Annotated in this window: 9 protein-coding genes; 5 read left to right on the forward strand and 4 right to left on the reverse strand. The window is 40.1% G+C overall.

The annotated features are described in order from the left end of the window. Window positions 1-170 precede the first annotated feature (170 nt). From MXE38_RS10575 to purT, 3 genes are all read right to left on the reverse strand, one after another. A complete protein-coding gene (locus MXE38_RS10575) occupies window positions 171-992 on the reverse strand; it encodes a DUF2786 domain-containing protein (RefSeq protein ID WP_246914562.1) in 822 nt (273 codons plus the stop codon). A 143-nt stretch (window positions 993-1,135) separates the two neighbouring features. Further along, window positions 1,136-1,330, reverse strand: coding sequence for a DUF4250 domain-containing protein (locus MXE38_RS10580; RefSeq protein WP_246914564.1), 195 nt, complete (start codon window positions 1,328-1,330; stop codon window positions 1,136-1,138). A gap of 668 nt (window positions 1,331-1,998) precedes the next feature. Next, on the reverse strand, window positions 1,999-3,201 hold the full coding sequence (gene purT, locus MXE38_RS10585; protein ID WP_246914566.1) for a formate-dependent phosphoribosylglycinamide formyltransferase: 1,203 nt from the start codon (window positions 3,199-3,201) through the stop codon (window positions 1,999-2,001). A 1,484-nt stretch (window positions 3,202-4,685) separates the two neighbouring features. Between purT and MXE38_RS10590 the strand changes: the two genes are divergently transcribed. The 5 genes from MXE38_RS10590 to MXE38_RS10610 all read left to right on the forward strand — a co-directional run bounded on the left by MXE38_RS10590 (window position 4,686) and on the right by MXE38_RS10610 (window position 13,053). Next, on the forward strand, window positions 4,686-5,222 hold the full coding sequence (locus MXE38_RS10590; protein WP_246914568.1) for a DUF4303 domain-containing protein: 537 nt from the start codon (window positions 4,686-4,688) through the stop codon (window positions 5,220-5,222). A 467-nt stretch (window positions 5,223-5,689) separates the two neighbouring features. Continuing rightward, window positions 5,690-6,964 carry a 4-phosphoerythronate dehydrogenase gene (locus MXE38_RS10595; RefSeq protein ID WP_246914570.1) on the forward strand — a complete coding sequence of 425 codons (1,275 nt, stop codon included), beginning with the start codon at window positions 5,690-5,692 and terminating at the stop codon, window positions 6,962-6,964. Window positions 6,965-7,109: 145 nt separating this feature from the next. Then, on the forward strand, window positions 7,110-9,782 hold the full coding sequence (rlmKL, locus tag MXE38_RS10600) for a bifunctional 23S rRNA (guanine(2069)-N(7))-methyltransferase RlmK/23S rRNA (guanine(2445)-N(2))-methyltransferase RlmL (RefSeq protein WP_348647382.1): 2,673 nt from the start codon (window positions 7,110-7,112) through the stop codon (window positions 9,780-9,782). A gap of 4 nt (window positions 9,783-9,786) precedes the next feature. Then, entirely contained in the window at window positions 9,787-11,733 is a 1,947-nt protein-coding gene (locus tag MXE38_RS10605; RefSeq protein ID WP_246914572.1) for an ATP-binding cassette domain-containing protein, read from the forward strand. A gap of 300 nt (window positions 11,734-12,033) precedes the next feature. Further along, window positions 12,034-13,053, forward strand: coding sequence for a PHP domain-containing protein (locus MXE38_RS10610; RefSeq protein ID WP_246914574.1), 1,020 nt, complete (start codon window positions 12,034-12,036; stop codon window positions 13,051-13,053). 251 nt (window positions 13,054-13,304) lie between these two features. Here the strand turns inward: MXE38_RS10610 and MXE38_RS10615 are convergent, their stop codons facing one another. After that, complete coding sequence (locus MXE38_RS10615) at window positions 13,305-15,530, reverse strand: exo-alpha-sialidase (RefSeq protein WP_246914576.1); 2,226 nt, start codon at window positions 15,528-15,530, stop codon at window positions 13,305-13,307. Window positions 15,531-16,343: the final 813 nt, after the last annotated feature.

A 16,343-nucleotide genomic window follows, 5' to 3' on the forward strand; every position in this document is an offset into this window, starting at 1 on the left:
ATACAACATTTTGGCAAAAAAATGGATCAAAACGATCCAAATTTTCACACTAAATTTTTAGGTTTTTCTTTAAGCACCAATCGATACCTATCAATAATGCCGGGCTATGGTTTTCAATTTAACCACTAGGCCGTGCTTAGGGGGCTTAGTAATAGGCAAATGTAAGTAGCTTAGCTCTTAAAGCCTAATTCCCTTCTATGCATATCTCCTGTTACACCACGGAACAGATTGACATTGTCATCAGCATCTTTAATGCCTTTATGATAATGAGACATTTGTTCCCTGTTAAAACGCACGCTATGTTGTCGTAATTCACGTAAGTGAGGATAGGTAGCTTGAATATATTGCTCTATAAGCAAAGTTTCTTGCTCCTCATAAACAAAGTCATCAATCTTTTGAGAAACGGAAGACAGCCATCCTCGTAAATAAGCCTTAGTAGCTTGTCTGAGACGTGATTCGCAGGAACTTTTAATATAAAAAAAGGATTTATAAAGCTTAGGTAAACTAGTGCAGGTTTTGCGAAATGTTTCTGGATCGCGGATATAACCAATACTTGTAAAGTATTCAATCATTTCCTCAAGTAGTTTACTGCGGTATGAGGCAAGAAAATTCTTTTTAGCAATAGCCAATTGACGGGCAATCACAGTAAAAACATAGCCAGCAGTTTCAATACGATCATTAGGGCCAATAAAACAGACACCTGAAATGGCTGTTCTGGAATTATTGTGCTTAGAGATTACAAGAAAGGTAACGCCAAAGGAACGACTGATAATATCGCCTAATAAAGTATATAAGCGGCCATCTTTTAAAATAGTAGGGATACTCTCGTTATGCTCACTAATAGCAGATAAAGAGACATCAGTCATGGTAACAGAGTGCTCTTTCATAAGTTTTTGAGCACGCTCTAAAGCTATAGCTGCCTCGTTAGGATTATCACTTTCACTTAAGGCCAGAAGCTTACTAATCTTGTCTAGAATTTTTTGATCTGCCATGTTTTTAATCTTTCATTAAAAAGGCTGTAAAAAGAATAATCCTTCTACAGCCTTGGGTGAACAGTAAAGAAAAAAGTTTTTTCTTGTAAATTATTACTTGCTAAAAGCAAGTTGATTGCGCATTTGATTAACAAGAAAACTGATTACTTAAATTGGTTTTGTTCAGCTACATAGGTAAAGCCAACAGACTTGAGACGCTCTACTAGCTTATCCTCATCGATATCGTGAGTTTTGCATAAATCGTCTAAAGAAGAGCAATGATCACGTAATTTTAGATTAACTGCGGATAATAGGATGTAAGGATCCATAGTCTCAAATTTTTCTAAGATGTTAGCCATTTAAGCCACCCTCTTGTAAATGGGTTAATTACCTAAAAGCAAAGTATATAATCTGTAAAAATACGACATTCTCATATCGTAGTTGGATTATACTAGCATTCATTGATGGCTTTTGCACTATTTAGTACTCAACTTTGCTAGCTAGCTACAATTTTAGAATTTTTAATAAGCTTAAGGCTTGCTTTTTGTGAATCTTCAACTCACCTAAGCTCGTCCCCCAAACCCCAAGCCTAAGGCCTTGGCCAAGCCTTATTAGAGCATCATAGCTAAGTCACCTAATTACTAAAGTAAATCAGGCCATATGGCCTTAAGGACTAACGGCCCCAAGACCGCAAGGTCGCACTACCAAAGAGCTACAAGGCCGTAATGGCATAAGCCATAGGCCTTAGGCCTTATGGCCATAAAGCATTAAGGGCTTTAATCTATTGGACTTAAGGACAAAAGAACTTGTTCTTGTGGTCATGGCTATATACCAAGATTAAAGTCTAAGCTCTGTGTAGGGTAGGGTGTAAAAACAGTGTAAGTGGCAGCTGGGACGGGATGTAAGTTGGAAACAGGGGCTGCTGCAAACAGGGAACTGGGGACTGTCAACTGTAGGCGGGTAAAGCAAAAGGGCCCTGCTTAATGTCTAAGCAGGGCCCTTGTTCAATTAAGCAAAACTAGGTTGCTTATAAAACGGTAGCCTTGATAGTAGAGCGCATGAGCTTGGCCTTATCGAGGGCCTCTTCTACGTTAGCACCACGAGCAAGCATTACACCCATACGACGTTCGCCATGAACCTCTGGCTTGCCAAAGATACGCATTTGAGCGTGTGGGCCGCCAGCTTGAATGGCCTCTGCCATATTTTCATATTTAACCTTGGAGCCCTCGCCTTCTACTAATAAAGCAGCTGAGGCTGATGGAGCAATAAAGGTAATGTCACCAATAGGTAAGCCTAATAAAGCACGTACGTGCAGAGCAAACTCAGATTGATCTTGAGAGATCATAGTTACCATGCCAGTATCGTGAGGACGTGGGGATAACTCTGAGAATACTACAGGGTGCTCAGCACCTGGACAAATAAAGAGCTCAACACCAAAGAGACCATGACCGCCTAAAGCCTGAACTACAGTCTTAGCAATGCGCTCACACTCTTGTTGGATGTCATCTGGTAACTTATCGCCTTGCCAGGACTCGTGATAGTCACCATTTACTTGGTGGTGGAAAATTGGACGGCAGAAATGAATACCATCGCTAGCAGAAATAGTTAATAAGGTAATTTCTTTTTCAAAGCGTACAAAGCCTTCAACAATTACCTCAGCCATACCGCCACGACCTTCGCTGCAGGCCTTGTTCCAGCTGTTTTCAATATCCTCTGGGCCCTTAATGGTGCTCTGACCCTTACCAGAGGAGCTCATAACTGGCTTCATAATGCATGGGAAGCCAACCTTTTTAATTTGCTCCTTTACTTCATCTAAAGTAGTAGCAAAGAAGTATGGAGAGGTTGGTAAAGAGAGCTTCTCAGCTGCAAGGGTACGGATCTGCTTACGGTTCATAGTAATGTAAGCGGCCTTGGCAGTAGGAACAACGTGTAAGTTTTCCTTTTCCTCAAGCTCCATTAAAACAGGAGTAGCAATAGCCTCAATCTCTGGGATCACAAAGTCAGGCTTAATACGGTGAATGTGATCGGCTAATTGCTGAGGGTCTTTCATGTCAAAAACAGCTTTTTCATGAGCAACTTGCATAGCTGGTGCATCGTAATAGCGATCGCAAGCAACAACATGAACTCCCAGGCGCATCAACTCAATGGCAACTTCTTTACCCAGCTCGCCTGAGCCTAATAACATAGCAGTTGTGGAACGTTGGGTACTTGTTTCAAGGGTGAATGACATGGCTATTATCCCTGGCTAAACCTTTAACATGAAGAGGAACAATACTTAGTATAAAAAAGCACTTTTTAAACTAAGATTAATAAATCGATGGGCACATTATACAGCATTAAAACCAAGCGCCAACTTTTAAAAGTGCTTAATTTTGTCGCATGATATTGTTATTTGTTTGTACAGTGATAATTTTATGCCAAATTAGTGTAAAAACACCATAAATACGCCATCTATTAAAAATTATAGCGCTTTAACAAATTACAATTTTCCTTTATCATTACTGCTAAAATGCGCTCTTTGCATGTGCTCATCTTTTGCCCTCCGTTTTGCCCCATCCTCCATCCCCAAAACTCCAATCAGCTAAAACTTAAACTGTAAGCCAAGCAAACTGTAGCAACTAGCAACTAGCATTGCCACCACATCAGCTATTGCGGCCAACTTAGCAAGTCTCCACCAATGCTATTAGCTCCGCTGCACCGCTAGCACCGTTAGCACAGCAAATGCTGCTCAATCTGCTCTGGCGCTGTAGCTGTTGCTATAGCAGTTTTGGTATTGATAGCAGCCACCTATCTTTCAAATTAGTGCATTGTCGTGGCAGTTATGTGCGTTTTATCCTATAAAAACAGGACAATACGACAATGACGCTATAGGGATTACTGCATTGTTGTGCAATTGTATTTATTTCACGATTATCTCGCACAATAATGCTGACGTTGTCGAATTTTGAAAGATAGGTGTAGCAGCATAGGTAGTCCAAAACATAGTAAAGATAAGCTCCATCACAAGGCTCAGCACTAACTCAAACATAAAGCTGCCCCCAAGCCCTAAGCCAAAAATCAACTATAAATTTGGCCTCAGCCTATGCCTATGCTTAAGCCCAAGCTTTTATTTCTAATAGCTACTGTTTTCAAGTGTTGGCTTTATTTTTGGTAAAAGCATGGCATGTATCCATATAGGGAATGAGATAAAGTGCTAAACTTCAAATAACAGCTTATCAACCCACGGCTCTTTAGCCCATTTGGGTAGGTCATAGAGAACTAGTTGCTATGGCAATATAAGGAGGCAAGGATGGCCCTGACTCTCTTGAGTTTGCGTAAGAAAACTAAATTATTAGGTGGCATACCTTACTTGGTAAGATAGTCTAAACTAAGCCAGGCTAAGCCTGTTCAGGTCTGGTCAGGTTGGGGCAAGCCTTGGCAAATCACATTACCTCAAATCACCGCAAATCAAAGTAAGGCTGGCTTATGGGGTAAAGAGGACTTGCTATTTGGTAAGTTGTGGGTTTCAATTAGATAGGTACTGTAAGGCTAGTGGAGTGTTCACCTAATTATTGAAAAAACAAGATGCATTAAACTGTGAATTAGCGCTAATGCGCTCGGCATAAAACCTTGGATTTAGTAGCTTTGTACCGAAACTTAGTTTTTCCAAAAATTGGATGAAAATTTCACTAGAGCATGTTTGTGAGCATATAGATAGAGTGGAAGGGACTTTTGATGGAGAATAATATTAAAGAAGAGTTGCTTGAGCGTCGCTTAAGATGGCTAGTAGCTGAGCTTAGTAATGATACAGAAGAGTTTTTAGCTGCTCATCCAGAGCTTAAGTTCTATAGTGTCGGTTTAGATTGCAATAGCGAATATGGCACTATGCTGTTGTGCTTTAATACTCAAGAGGAGTTTGAAAAGACCTTATTTAAGTATCAAAATGGTGATTTTGCTGATAGCTATCAAACAGCTGAGGAAATATTGGATTTAAAGTTCAATACAGGCGATTGGGAGTATCAGGATGTTGCCTCATATCAGGTCTTTAGCTCTGATGAGCTTATGGCTATGTTTGGTGATGATGTTGATAGTCTTATAGAGTGCATGATGGACTTTAACTATAAGGTATTAAGAGCTTTTGTAGCCACGGAAGTATTTAAGATTATCCCAAAAACATCAGACTTTCAGCCTATTTGCCTTGATCATGAGGATGATGTGTTAGAGGCGCTAGAGCGCACCAAAGAAGTGTTACTCACAGAGCGCAGTTGTTAGGGGAAAATTACAAAGTATTGTCTAGGGCGTGAGCAAGGTTGCCTTTTTTATGTTTGTTTGTTGCTATCATATAAGAGAATATATGTAGAATTATTGTTAGCCAACATAGCATGCTATTGAGTGTTAGTTTTGACCTTATAGCAAGTCGCAATATTTTTATAATGTTTCAAAATAGGCTCTCATAGCACGAGCATGTGTTGCTGTGGTAATATTGAATTTATTGTTTTGTAGTCGTGCCTGATCTCAAGGTTAGTGAAAGGCTCAGCTAAAGGTAAGATAAAGAATAGTTTAGCGGTTTAGTTAAGTAGATCAAGCTCCCATAGGTAATAGGGAGTTAGGCTAATGTTAATATTGTTTATCGCTGCTTAGTTCTAAGTTAAAGATCTAAAAAGATATTTTGGGCCACTCATAATATGATAGCTATTTAATGTTTAGGCTAGGTTGAGTGGTGAAATGAGGAGATGGCCATGTTAAAGATCCTTGCAGATCACGCAATTCCCAATGCCCAGCAGATTTTTTCTGCCTTTGGCGATGTTGAGTTAAAGTACGGGCGTGAAATTTTGCCTGAAGATCTCAAGGGTATTGACGCTCTGATTGTGCGCTCAGTTACCAAGGTTGATGATGATCTCTTAAAGTATGCAGATAACTTAAAGTTTGTGGGCACAGCTACCTCAGGCATTGATCATATCGATAGAAAGGCTTTAGATTGTCGCAAAATTTCTTTTGCTGCTGCCCATGGCTGTAATGCTCGCTCTGTGGCTGACTATATCTTGTCAGTATGGATGGTTTTAGCCCAACGCTACAATCTTGATTTTTCTCAAATGTCTATCGGCATTGTAGGTTTAGGTCACGTAGGTACTCGTGTCTACCGCCGTGCTCAAGCCTTAGGCATGAAGACAGTATGCTGTGATCCTTTAAGAGCTTCACAATTTAGCTCTTTACTTGAGTCCATGCAGGGTAAAGGCGACCCACGTTATGGTGGCGAAGACGAAAAGGTTGCTGCCTTACGTATTCTCTCCGAGGGCGATGAGTTTTTATGCGATATGGATTTAGCCGATCCATCTTTATATTCTCATTCTTTAGAAGAAGCCTTAGCTTGCGACATTGTTACCTTACATGTGCCTTTAACTGAAGCTGGCCCTGATAATTTCTGTCCAACCCGCCATTTAATTGGTGCAGAGCAGTTGGCTAAGATGAAAGAGGGTCAAATTTTAATTAATACTTCTCGTGGTGCAATTGTTGATAATCGTGCTCTGTACAACTTATTATCCGAGCGTCCAGGCTTTATCCATGCATGGTTTGATGTTTTTGAAAACGAGCCAGATATTTTAGTTCCAGAGTTAATTCCTTATTTAGAGGGCTGTACTGCTCACATTGCAGGTTATGCTCTAGAGGCCAAGAACCGTGGTACTGAAATGATTGCCCAGGCTATGGTGGAAAAACTAGGCTTATCAGTTGAGTTTGAGGTACCTAAGGTGCCAGCTGATATTGCAAACATTGAGCTTAACAAAAATGCTGTGATCACTAATAGCTTACTTGGCCGTTTGGTCTTTAGCATTTACGACGTACGCCGTGATGATAGCCTCTTTAGAACCCAGTGTTACAATGGCCCAACTTTTGACTTTTTACGTAAACATTACGAAGAGCGTCATGAACTTAAAATGGTTTCAATTAAATGCTCTAGCCCAGAGCAGGTTCGTAAGCTCTATCACTTAGGTTTCCAAATTAGAACTGGCAACTAATAAGATCACTAGAACCAAGAACAATTTTTACAAGCCCGTCAGCACTTAGTGTCGATGGGCTTTTTGCTTAAAAATTTTGTGTGCACGTTCTTTGTCAGTATAATAGAGGATTGTTTATATTTTTTGCTAAGCAAGGTCGACAATAATGCAGAATTTTTTTGCTACCTGTCCTAAAGGACTGGAAAATCTCTTATTCCGTGAGTTAGTAGACTTAAACGCTAGCTCAGTCAAAGAAACTGTATCTGGTGTTTCTTTTAGCGGCAATATGGAATTGGCTATGCGTGTCTGCTTATACAGTCGCTTTGCCTCCCGTATTATTATGAATCTCAATACCTTTAGATGCGATGATGATACAGATTTGTATTTAGGCGCTAAGGGTATTGGTTATGAGCGTTATTTTGATTCTGATAAAACCATTGCTGTAAGCTTCAACGGCACCAATCGTAATATCCGCAATACTCAATATGGTGCTTTGCGTGTTAAAGACGCTGTTTGTGATCGCTTCGTTGAGTGTAAGCTTGAGCGTCCTGATGTACAAAAGAACAATCCTGATATTCACATCATTGCTACTTTAAAGAAAGGCGAATTAGCTGTAGGCATTGATTTATCAGGCAGTGCTCAGTTCTGGCGTGAGTATCATAGAACTACAGGTGCAGCTCCATTAAAAGAAAATCTAGCTGCTGCTATGGTGGTTCGTTCAGGCTTTAATGGTAGCCAAAACTTTATTGATCCAATGTGTGGCTCTGGTACTTTATTATTAGAGGCAGCATTATTAGCAACCGATACCGCTCCAGGCTTGGCTCGTAGTTCATATGGCTTTATGAACTTAAAAGATTATGACGAGAACAAGTGGCAAGAAATTTATAATGAGGCTCTCGAGCGTTCTAATCAAGGTAAGCGCAAGGCACAAGAATTAGGCGTTAAGATTTTTGGTTTTGATGCTGACTCTGCCGTAGTACAAAGAGCCCGTGACAATATTGAGCACGCTGGCTTTAGTGAGTTAGTAAGTGTTGAGCACTGCCTCTTAGACAATCTTACTAATCCTTGCCAAGGCGTTAATGAGTTGCCATGCGTAGTAGTAACCAATCCGCCTTATGGCGAGCGTATGGGCAATTTTAATGAGCTCATTTTGCTTTACACTACCTTAGGTCACAAGTTAAAGACCTTATTTAAAGGTGGTAGAGCTGCTGTTATTTCTACCTCTCAAGAGTTGCTCTCTTGCTTACGCTTATCTTTGGATAAGAGCTATCGCTTATTTAATGGTGCTCTTGAGTGTCAATTACGTGTTTTCAACCTTGACCATGAAAGTGGCGACCAAGCTCCACAAGCTGATGCTAATCAAGTATTAGTGGCTGTTGATTTCTCTAATCGTTTAACCAAGAACTTAAAGAACTTAGAGAAGTGGGCTAACCGTGAAAAAATCAGTGCTTATCGTATTTATGATGCAGATTTGCCTGATTATAATGCCGCCATTGATCGCTACAACCAATATTACATTATCCAAGAGTACCAAGCTCCTAGCTCCATTAAGGCTCATGTTGCACAAAAGCGTCTGTTAGACATGATTGCCGCTACTATTAAAGTAACTGGAGCCATTGGTGATGATGTTATTGTTAAGAGCCGTGAGAAGCAAAAAGGTGAGTCTCAATATGCCAAGCGTGATGATGCTTTAGGCCACTATATTGAGATTTACGAGCAAGATGTAGTTTTTAAAGTTAATTTACAGGACTATTTGGACACTGGCTTATTCTTAGATGCCCGTCCAATCCGCCGTTTAATTCGTTCTATGAGTGCTGGTAAAGATTTCTTAAATCTCTTTGCCTACACATGTTCTGCCTCAGTAATGGCTGCCTTAGGCGGTGCTAAGAGCACTACCTCGGTAGATATGAGCCGTACTTACCTAGATTGGGGTAAGGATAACTTTAAGATTAATGGCTTTGATTTAGATGGCTATAACGCTACAGGTAACCATCATTTTACTCAAGATGATTGCTTGTCTTATTTGTCTCGTGATCATGGTAAGACTTACGATTTAATTTATATTGATCCGCCAACCTTCTCTAACTCCAAGCGTATGGAAAAGAGCTTTGATGTACAGCGTGATCACTTATTAATGCTAGGTAATTTAACTCGCCATTTAAATGATGGTGGTGTGGTAATTTTCTGTACTAATAAGCGTAACTTCAAGTTAGATGATGGGGTTGCGCAGTATGGCTTTACTGTAGAAAACATTACTCCTAAGACCTTTGATCCTGACTTTAAGCGTGATCAGCAATTACATACTTGCTTTAAGCTCGTTTATAACCAGACACAAAAGCAAAAAGAGCCTGAGGCCTTGGTAACTAATACCATGAGAGCTAAGTGGTCTAAGGACTTAGAGGTTAAGCAAGAGCGCTTTAGCTATGCAGCTCAAATGCAAGAGCAAAGAGCTGATCGTGCTGATACTCGCTCCAAAGCTCAGCGCTCCTTTGACAAGGACACTAACCGCCGCCGTTATGACGATAGGGGCGGGCGTGCTTATAGCTCTGATGAGTATGAAAATGGCTATGGTCAAGAGCGCAGCTATAGTGCAGGTCGTGTCTATGGTGGCGTTAAGAACGAAGCTAATAACCACGAGGAAAAGCAGTCCCAAGGTAATTACTCACGTAACTGGGGCTATAGCTCTACTCGTTCTGGTCAATATCGTGAGGCTGATGAAAGTGCCTTACAAAGACAAAAGCGTAATGTAAGTCGACAGGGTAGCTCCATGCGCAAATTTGATCGTAAAGAAGAGCGCAAAGTAAGAGTTTGGGGCGCAAATGGAGTAAAGGATCTATAAAACCATGGCTTTAGTAACCTTAATGGAAGGCTCTTTAGCCTTTGGTGATGATGCTTTATTATCTAAAGCAGATTTTGCTTTAGAAGAGGGAGAACGTGTTTGTTTGGTAGGTCGTAATGGCACAGGCAAATCAACTTTGCTTAAGCTTTTTGACCGCCAAATAGAGCTTGATAGTGGCCGTATGATTTTCAAAGACGGCCTCAAAGTAAACCGTCTAGCCCAAGACCCACCTCAAGATGCTCAAGGTACTGTTTATACCATGGTAGCCCGTGGCATTGATGTGGTGGGCAATGCCTTAGCTGATTTTAAACTTAGTACTGATCTCAAAGAGCAAGAGCGCTTAGCTTCTTTTATTGAGCAACATGATGGTTGGGTAAAGGATGCTCTTATTTATAAAATCTTAAATAAGATTGATCTTGACCCTGAAACTCCACTAGCCTCTTTATCTGGTGGCTGGAGACGTAAGGTAGCTCTAGCTGCTGCCCTAGCCAATGAGCCTCAGGTATTGCTCTTAGATGAGCCTACTAACCACCTTGATATTGCTACTATTTCCTGGCTTGAGGAGTACTTATTAGGCTTTAAAGGTACTACTATCTTTGTTAGCCACGATCGTACTTTTGCCGACCATTTAGCTACTCGTATTGTAGAGTTAGACCGTGGTCAGCTTTATTCTTATCCTGGTTCTTTTGACGATTATTTAAGGTTGCGTGATGAACGCTTGCGCTTAGAAGAACTTGCTCGTGCTGAGTTTGATCGTGTCCTAGCCGAAGAAGAGGCTTGGATTAGACGTGGTGTTAAAGCACGTTTAGCTCGTAATGAAGGCCGTGTACGTAACTTAGAGGCTATGCGTAAAGAGCGCTCTGAGCGTCGTGACCGCCAAGGCCGTGCCATTATCAAAATTACTGAGGCAGATCGCTCGGGTAATATTGTTTTTGAGGCCGATAAGATTACTGTTACTTATGAGGGTAAGGATATTATCAAGGACTTCTCTCCTACAGTAATGAGAGGCGATCGTATTGGTATTGTTGGCCCTAATGGCGCAGGTAAGACTACTTTAATTAAAGTCTTAATGGGCCTAATGAAGCCTACTCACGGTTATGTGCGTATTGGTACTAATGTCGAGTCACAATATTTTGATCAATACCATGAGCAGTTAGAATTAGAAAAGACCGTAGCTGATAACGTAGCCGAAGGCAAGCAAGATGTGCTTGTTAATGGTCGTACTATCCACGTACTTTCTTATTTAAAGAATTTCTTGTATACTGCTCGTAGAGCCCGTTCTCCTGCTAAAGTCTTATCTGGTGGCGAGAAAAACCGTCTCATGTTAGCTCGTATTTTTGCCAAGCCATGCAATGTGCTTATCATGGACGAGCCAACCAACGATTTAGATTTAGAGACTTTAGACTTGCTAGAGGAGTTATTACAAAACTTCCCTGGCACAGTATTAGTAATTTCTCACGATCGTCGTTTTATTGATGAATTTGCCACTGAAACCTGGGTATTCGAAGGTGAAGGTCACATTGAGACTATTGTTGGTGGTTGGAAAGACGTTGAAGCCTATTACAAGCGCATTGGCAAGAATGTAGCTCAAGTAATTGCCAACAAAACCAAAGATGCTGACACTCAGTCTAAGAGCGAGTCAAAGGCTGACGCAAAAGCAGACGCAAAAAACGACTCAAATAGCGATTCAGCCTCAAGCGCTAAGTCTGATAACAAAAAGTCAGATAAATTATCCTTTACCGAAGCTCATGAGCTTGAGTTGCTCCCAGAAAAGATTGAGAGCAAGGAACTTGAGTTAGAGGCAGTAGACGCTCAAATAGCCGATCCAGCTTTGTACTCCAAGAGTGCTGATGAGATTAAGGCTGTCAATCAAAAGCGCACTGTGGTTCAAGAAGAACTTGATGCCCTTTATGAGCGTTTTGAGTTGTTGTTATCCAAATCCGAAGGCTAACAACAAAACGTGGTGCTAAAGAATTAAAGTATCCTTAGGCGATTGCTCTTAGTACTGAAAACGTGGGGATGTAATACTAGCACCACAATTAAACAAAGCATCCCTACACTATCAAACATACAGCCATTCTTTAGGTAAGCAAGGCTAATCAGGCATAAGTTAAACAGCCTAAGCCCTTTACCTTTCATATGCCCTACCATTTGTTCTCTGTAGGGAAAAAGAAACCAAAGATTAACTATTATTTATGCCTACTTGCTCTTTTGGCAAAGTGGGTTGTTTTTGTTTTTGTTGAGGGATATTATGACCGTAATTAGTAATTTTGATTTACATTGTCATACCAAGGCCTCAGATGGTGGTTTTACCCCATCTCAAATAGTAATGAAGGCTTATGAGCGTGGCTTAAATTATTTGGCGATTACCGATCACGATTTAGTAGCTGGTGTGCAAGAAGCCATTACTTGTGCCCAGCAAAATAACGAGCTACTCAAGCAAGGCTCACCATTAGCCCCTAAAGAAAACTATATTTATGAGAATGCTCAGGTTGAAAAGGTAGAAAATGGCTCGTTAGATCGTTCTTTTAATGAGCGCTTATTAACCATTATCCCTGGTATTGAGTTTTCTACCACTTGGCGTAACGAGCAAATTCATATTGTAGGTTTGTTCATTGATATTGAGAACCAGACCTTAAACGATCTAATGGCCAAAAAGAAATTGAGCCGTACTGCTCGTGCCATTGCTATTGGTGAGAAGTTAGAGCGCTTGGGTTTTGAGCGTCCTTATGAGCGTTGCCGTGAGCAAGCTCAAGAAGGCGCTTCTATTACCCGTGGTAACTACGCTCGTCTTATTTATCAAGATGGTAAAGCTCGTACTATTGATGAGGCCTTTCATAAATATCTGCGCCGTGGTCAAAAAGCTTATGTACAAAATGATTGGGGCCCAATTGATGAGGCAGTGCAAGCTATTAAAGCAGCCTCTGGTATAGCCGTGCTAGCCCACCCTCGTCGTTACAAGATCTCCAATTTAAGATTGAGAACCTTGATTGAGGACTTTGTTGCAGTAGGTGGTGAAGCTATGGAAGTTGCCTCTTGCCAGCAAAAGCCAAATGACAAGCTTTATTTAACTCAGTTATGTCAAAAATATAACTTGCTAGCAAGCTTAGGCTCTGATTTCCATAATGACGGTATATTTAGAAATCTGGGCCAAAACTTAGATTTACCAGATTCCCTCCAACCCGTCTGGACAGCCCCTTGCGCAGAGCGCTTTGGCCTTTCCGCCGCCAACAAGCAACGCCTAGTGCACCTAACACACAAAAAAGACTAAGCCAGGCACCATACCTAACCTAACCTCTTAACTAAAAAAGCAGGGCAATGTTTGATTTGCCTTGCTTATGAGGTAAGCAGTTTAGTAATCCAGCCATATTTTTATACTGAGTCAGGTTAAAGCTAACTATTAAGCTCATGCTTTAGTCTTGGCTGGTATTATTGAGCAAAAAGGGCTTTTACTTCCATTAATGAAAATTAATTGGGAAATAAAAGCCCTAAGAGGTTAATAGTTTAAGATAAGTGCATTAGTTAGAATGTAATCTTAGCCTGACCATATACCATGTTTTCATTTGAGGTATCGATGATTGCTCCAATACCTACACCGATACGCTCAGTAACATTTAAGATCACACTGGCACTAGCATCCAAGATGTTTTCCTGATCATCCTTGTTGACAGGAGCAGCAAACATAAAGTCAGTATCAAATACTCTATAACTGTCAGTCCAATCGTCCACATCACTAAGCTCGTGAATATAGCGAACCTTAGCATTGTACTCAAGGGACATACCGTGATTTAACTCGTAAGTGCCGTTAGCTTGTGCACCAATGAATAAACCGTGAGACCAGTTGTCGCTTTGGTAAACAGTAATATCATTAAAGTTATTGCCGTTTTCCTCAGTAAAGCCCTCATGCTTAAAGTAGGTGCTATCTAAGCCAGCAAAAGGACGAACAGTTAATTTCTTATCAAAAATATCAAAGCTCTTTGATAATTCATTGGTAAGGGCAATTACCTTAGATTCAAAGCTTGCTGTCTTGCCTAAGCCTTCTGAGTTATTACGTGTAAAGTCATGCTTAGAGAAGGTGCCATTAACTTTAAATTGGTAATCCACATAGTCAGTTTGAAGGTTTAAAGCATAACCTGCAATAAAGCTATTTACCTCGTCATTAGCGCCATTTAGGTAGTCAACATCATTATATTGATAGCCAATAAAGATAGAGTCGGTTAGGAAGCCTTCCTTATTAAGCAATAAATTACTGGTCTCGGCAACTAAAGAGGTTGAGTCATAATCATAGCCGATAGTGCGGTATACATCATCACCTACATCACTAGCACTCTTATGGAAAACACCTAATTTTGCTTTGTCAGTTACGAAAACAGCCTCTGCGCCAAGCTGGTCATTGCTACCAAAAGAACCACGAACATGAGTGTCGTTAACATTCATGATAGTGTCTTGGATATAACGTAAGTCTTTAGCTGAGTTTAAAAGACGAGCATTTAAGTTGGCGTAATCTTTACCAGCATAGTCAAAGTTGTGCATGAAAATAGCGCCAGCAGCGTCTGTTACAGCTCCGTTATCATCTGCACCCTCATTAAGAACATAGATGTTGTCTTGATCTGAGGTAATGGATGTATAGCCAAAAGAATTCAAGTTATTCCAGTTGTCGGAATCATAAAGCTTGAAACGCTTGCCTGTATTGGTAGTGATATAGGTTTCCTGACGTGAGTTTCCACTACCTGTAGTATAGGCTACAAAGTAAACATCATCATTAAGAGCAAGGGTACTAGACTGACATCCTACTACATTGTTAGGTATGAAATCTTCTACCACACTTTCCCAGGTTTTACCATTATCATTGGTACGCCATACCATACGATTGGTTACGCCAGTTTTTGCTGGATCACGCTTACCAGCAAGATAAATGTAACCTTTGTGATGGAAAATAGATGACTCAGAGGAAACAGAATTGCCATTTGGATCAAGGCCGTTAGTTATGCTGTTAGAGTCACTAATAACCCAGGAGGATTGCTTCCAAGTTTTGCCATCATCTTCACTGTAAATAAATCCTGAAGAGGCAAAATAGTTTTTAGGATTATTGGTATCAGGTCCAAACTGCTGAATTGGAACATAAATTTTGCCTTGGTAGTACATACCTTTACCAGGGCCTTGTAAGGTCTTTCCAAAACCATTACCTAGAGTGATGCTGTTTTTTATAGATTGGCCCTTGTCCCAAGTCATGCCACCATCAGTTGATTTATGAACGAATACGTCAAAATCGCCAGTAGTTACTGTTAAAGCAGAATTACTTTGGTAGCCAAACACAAAAGTTGAGCCAGTATCTGGATTATGAACAATTTGAGGATCTGAAATGTAGTTTTTGTAAGCATTAGTGTTGGTATTGCTATCGCTAAAGGTAGGAGGTTTTAAAAAGCCCTCTTCAGACCATGATCTACCACCATCATGTGAAACCTTATAGCTAAACCATACCTTATTAACTTTACCTCCACCAACGATATCAGTGTTACCTGCTGTGCCAGCAAAACGTTTATCTGCAACAGCAATGATAGTACCTTGAGAAGTAGTAGTAATACCTGGAATACGATATCCACCCCAGGAACCATCCTCATTTCTATACTTACTAAAAATTCTAAAAGGAGAGTTCCATCCATCACCAAACACTGAAGCTTGAGTAGTGGTGGTTGTGAAAACAGATGTAATGGCTAACGCTAACGCACCTAGTTTTAAAGCTTTCATGATAATCCTTAAAAAAATCTTAAAAAAGCCTTATGCGGATCGGCTTAAAGAAGAGACTAAATTTCAGTACTGAAATCATTCAATCAAAGTAAAGTAAAGAAAATTAAGTAATACAACTGATCTAATGAGATCACGTATCTCTTAGTTTATTTACAAGGATGGATGTATTAGCGTTAACAGCAGCATGAAAATAGTTAAGCCCAGCTAATACAATGCGTGCGATTACTAAGTAGTACTTATAAGCATGAGGGAAACTTAGGTTAATCCAATGAGATTGCTTTAAGGAACAGTCAAATAAGGCAGAAGGAGCATTACTGAAACTTAATAAACAGAGCATATTCATAGCACAGGCCAAAACACTAAAATTACAGGATTTAAGTGTTGAGATAGGTATTAACCCTAAATTTAGGGCGCAAAAAACTACAGGAAATACCTCAGAGTAGATCCAGATCTGATTTTCATTGCAAAAGGAAAATAGACTAGTAGAGACTAAACCGATCTCAAACAAGTAGAAATTAAAGTTAAGTATTAAAGGCTATATTAGCGAGAAGCACGATACGCTAACTAAAATTAGTGCACATAAAGACATAAGGCCCATGGATAAAGGTTGGGAATCTTATATGTGATTATTTTAGCTTGTAGCTCAAAAGATAGAGTTCCCTATAGCCACAAATCAATAATTTTTACCTGAACTCTGCATGCTAAGGTAACCTTAAAACAACAAATTTTAGTAAAATCCCATATATATCTGTTTTCATGGAACAATAATAGAGGTTACCCCATTATTAGGTAACCTATGATATTTTTTGATAA

Source organism: Anaerobiospirillum sp. NML120448 (genome assembly GCF_023050945.1).
Taxonomy (GTDB): Bacteria; Pseudomonadota; Gammaproteobacteria; order Enterobacterales; family Succinivibrionaceae; genus Anaerobiospirillum.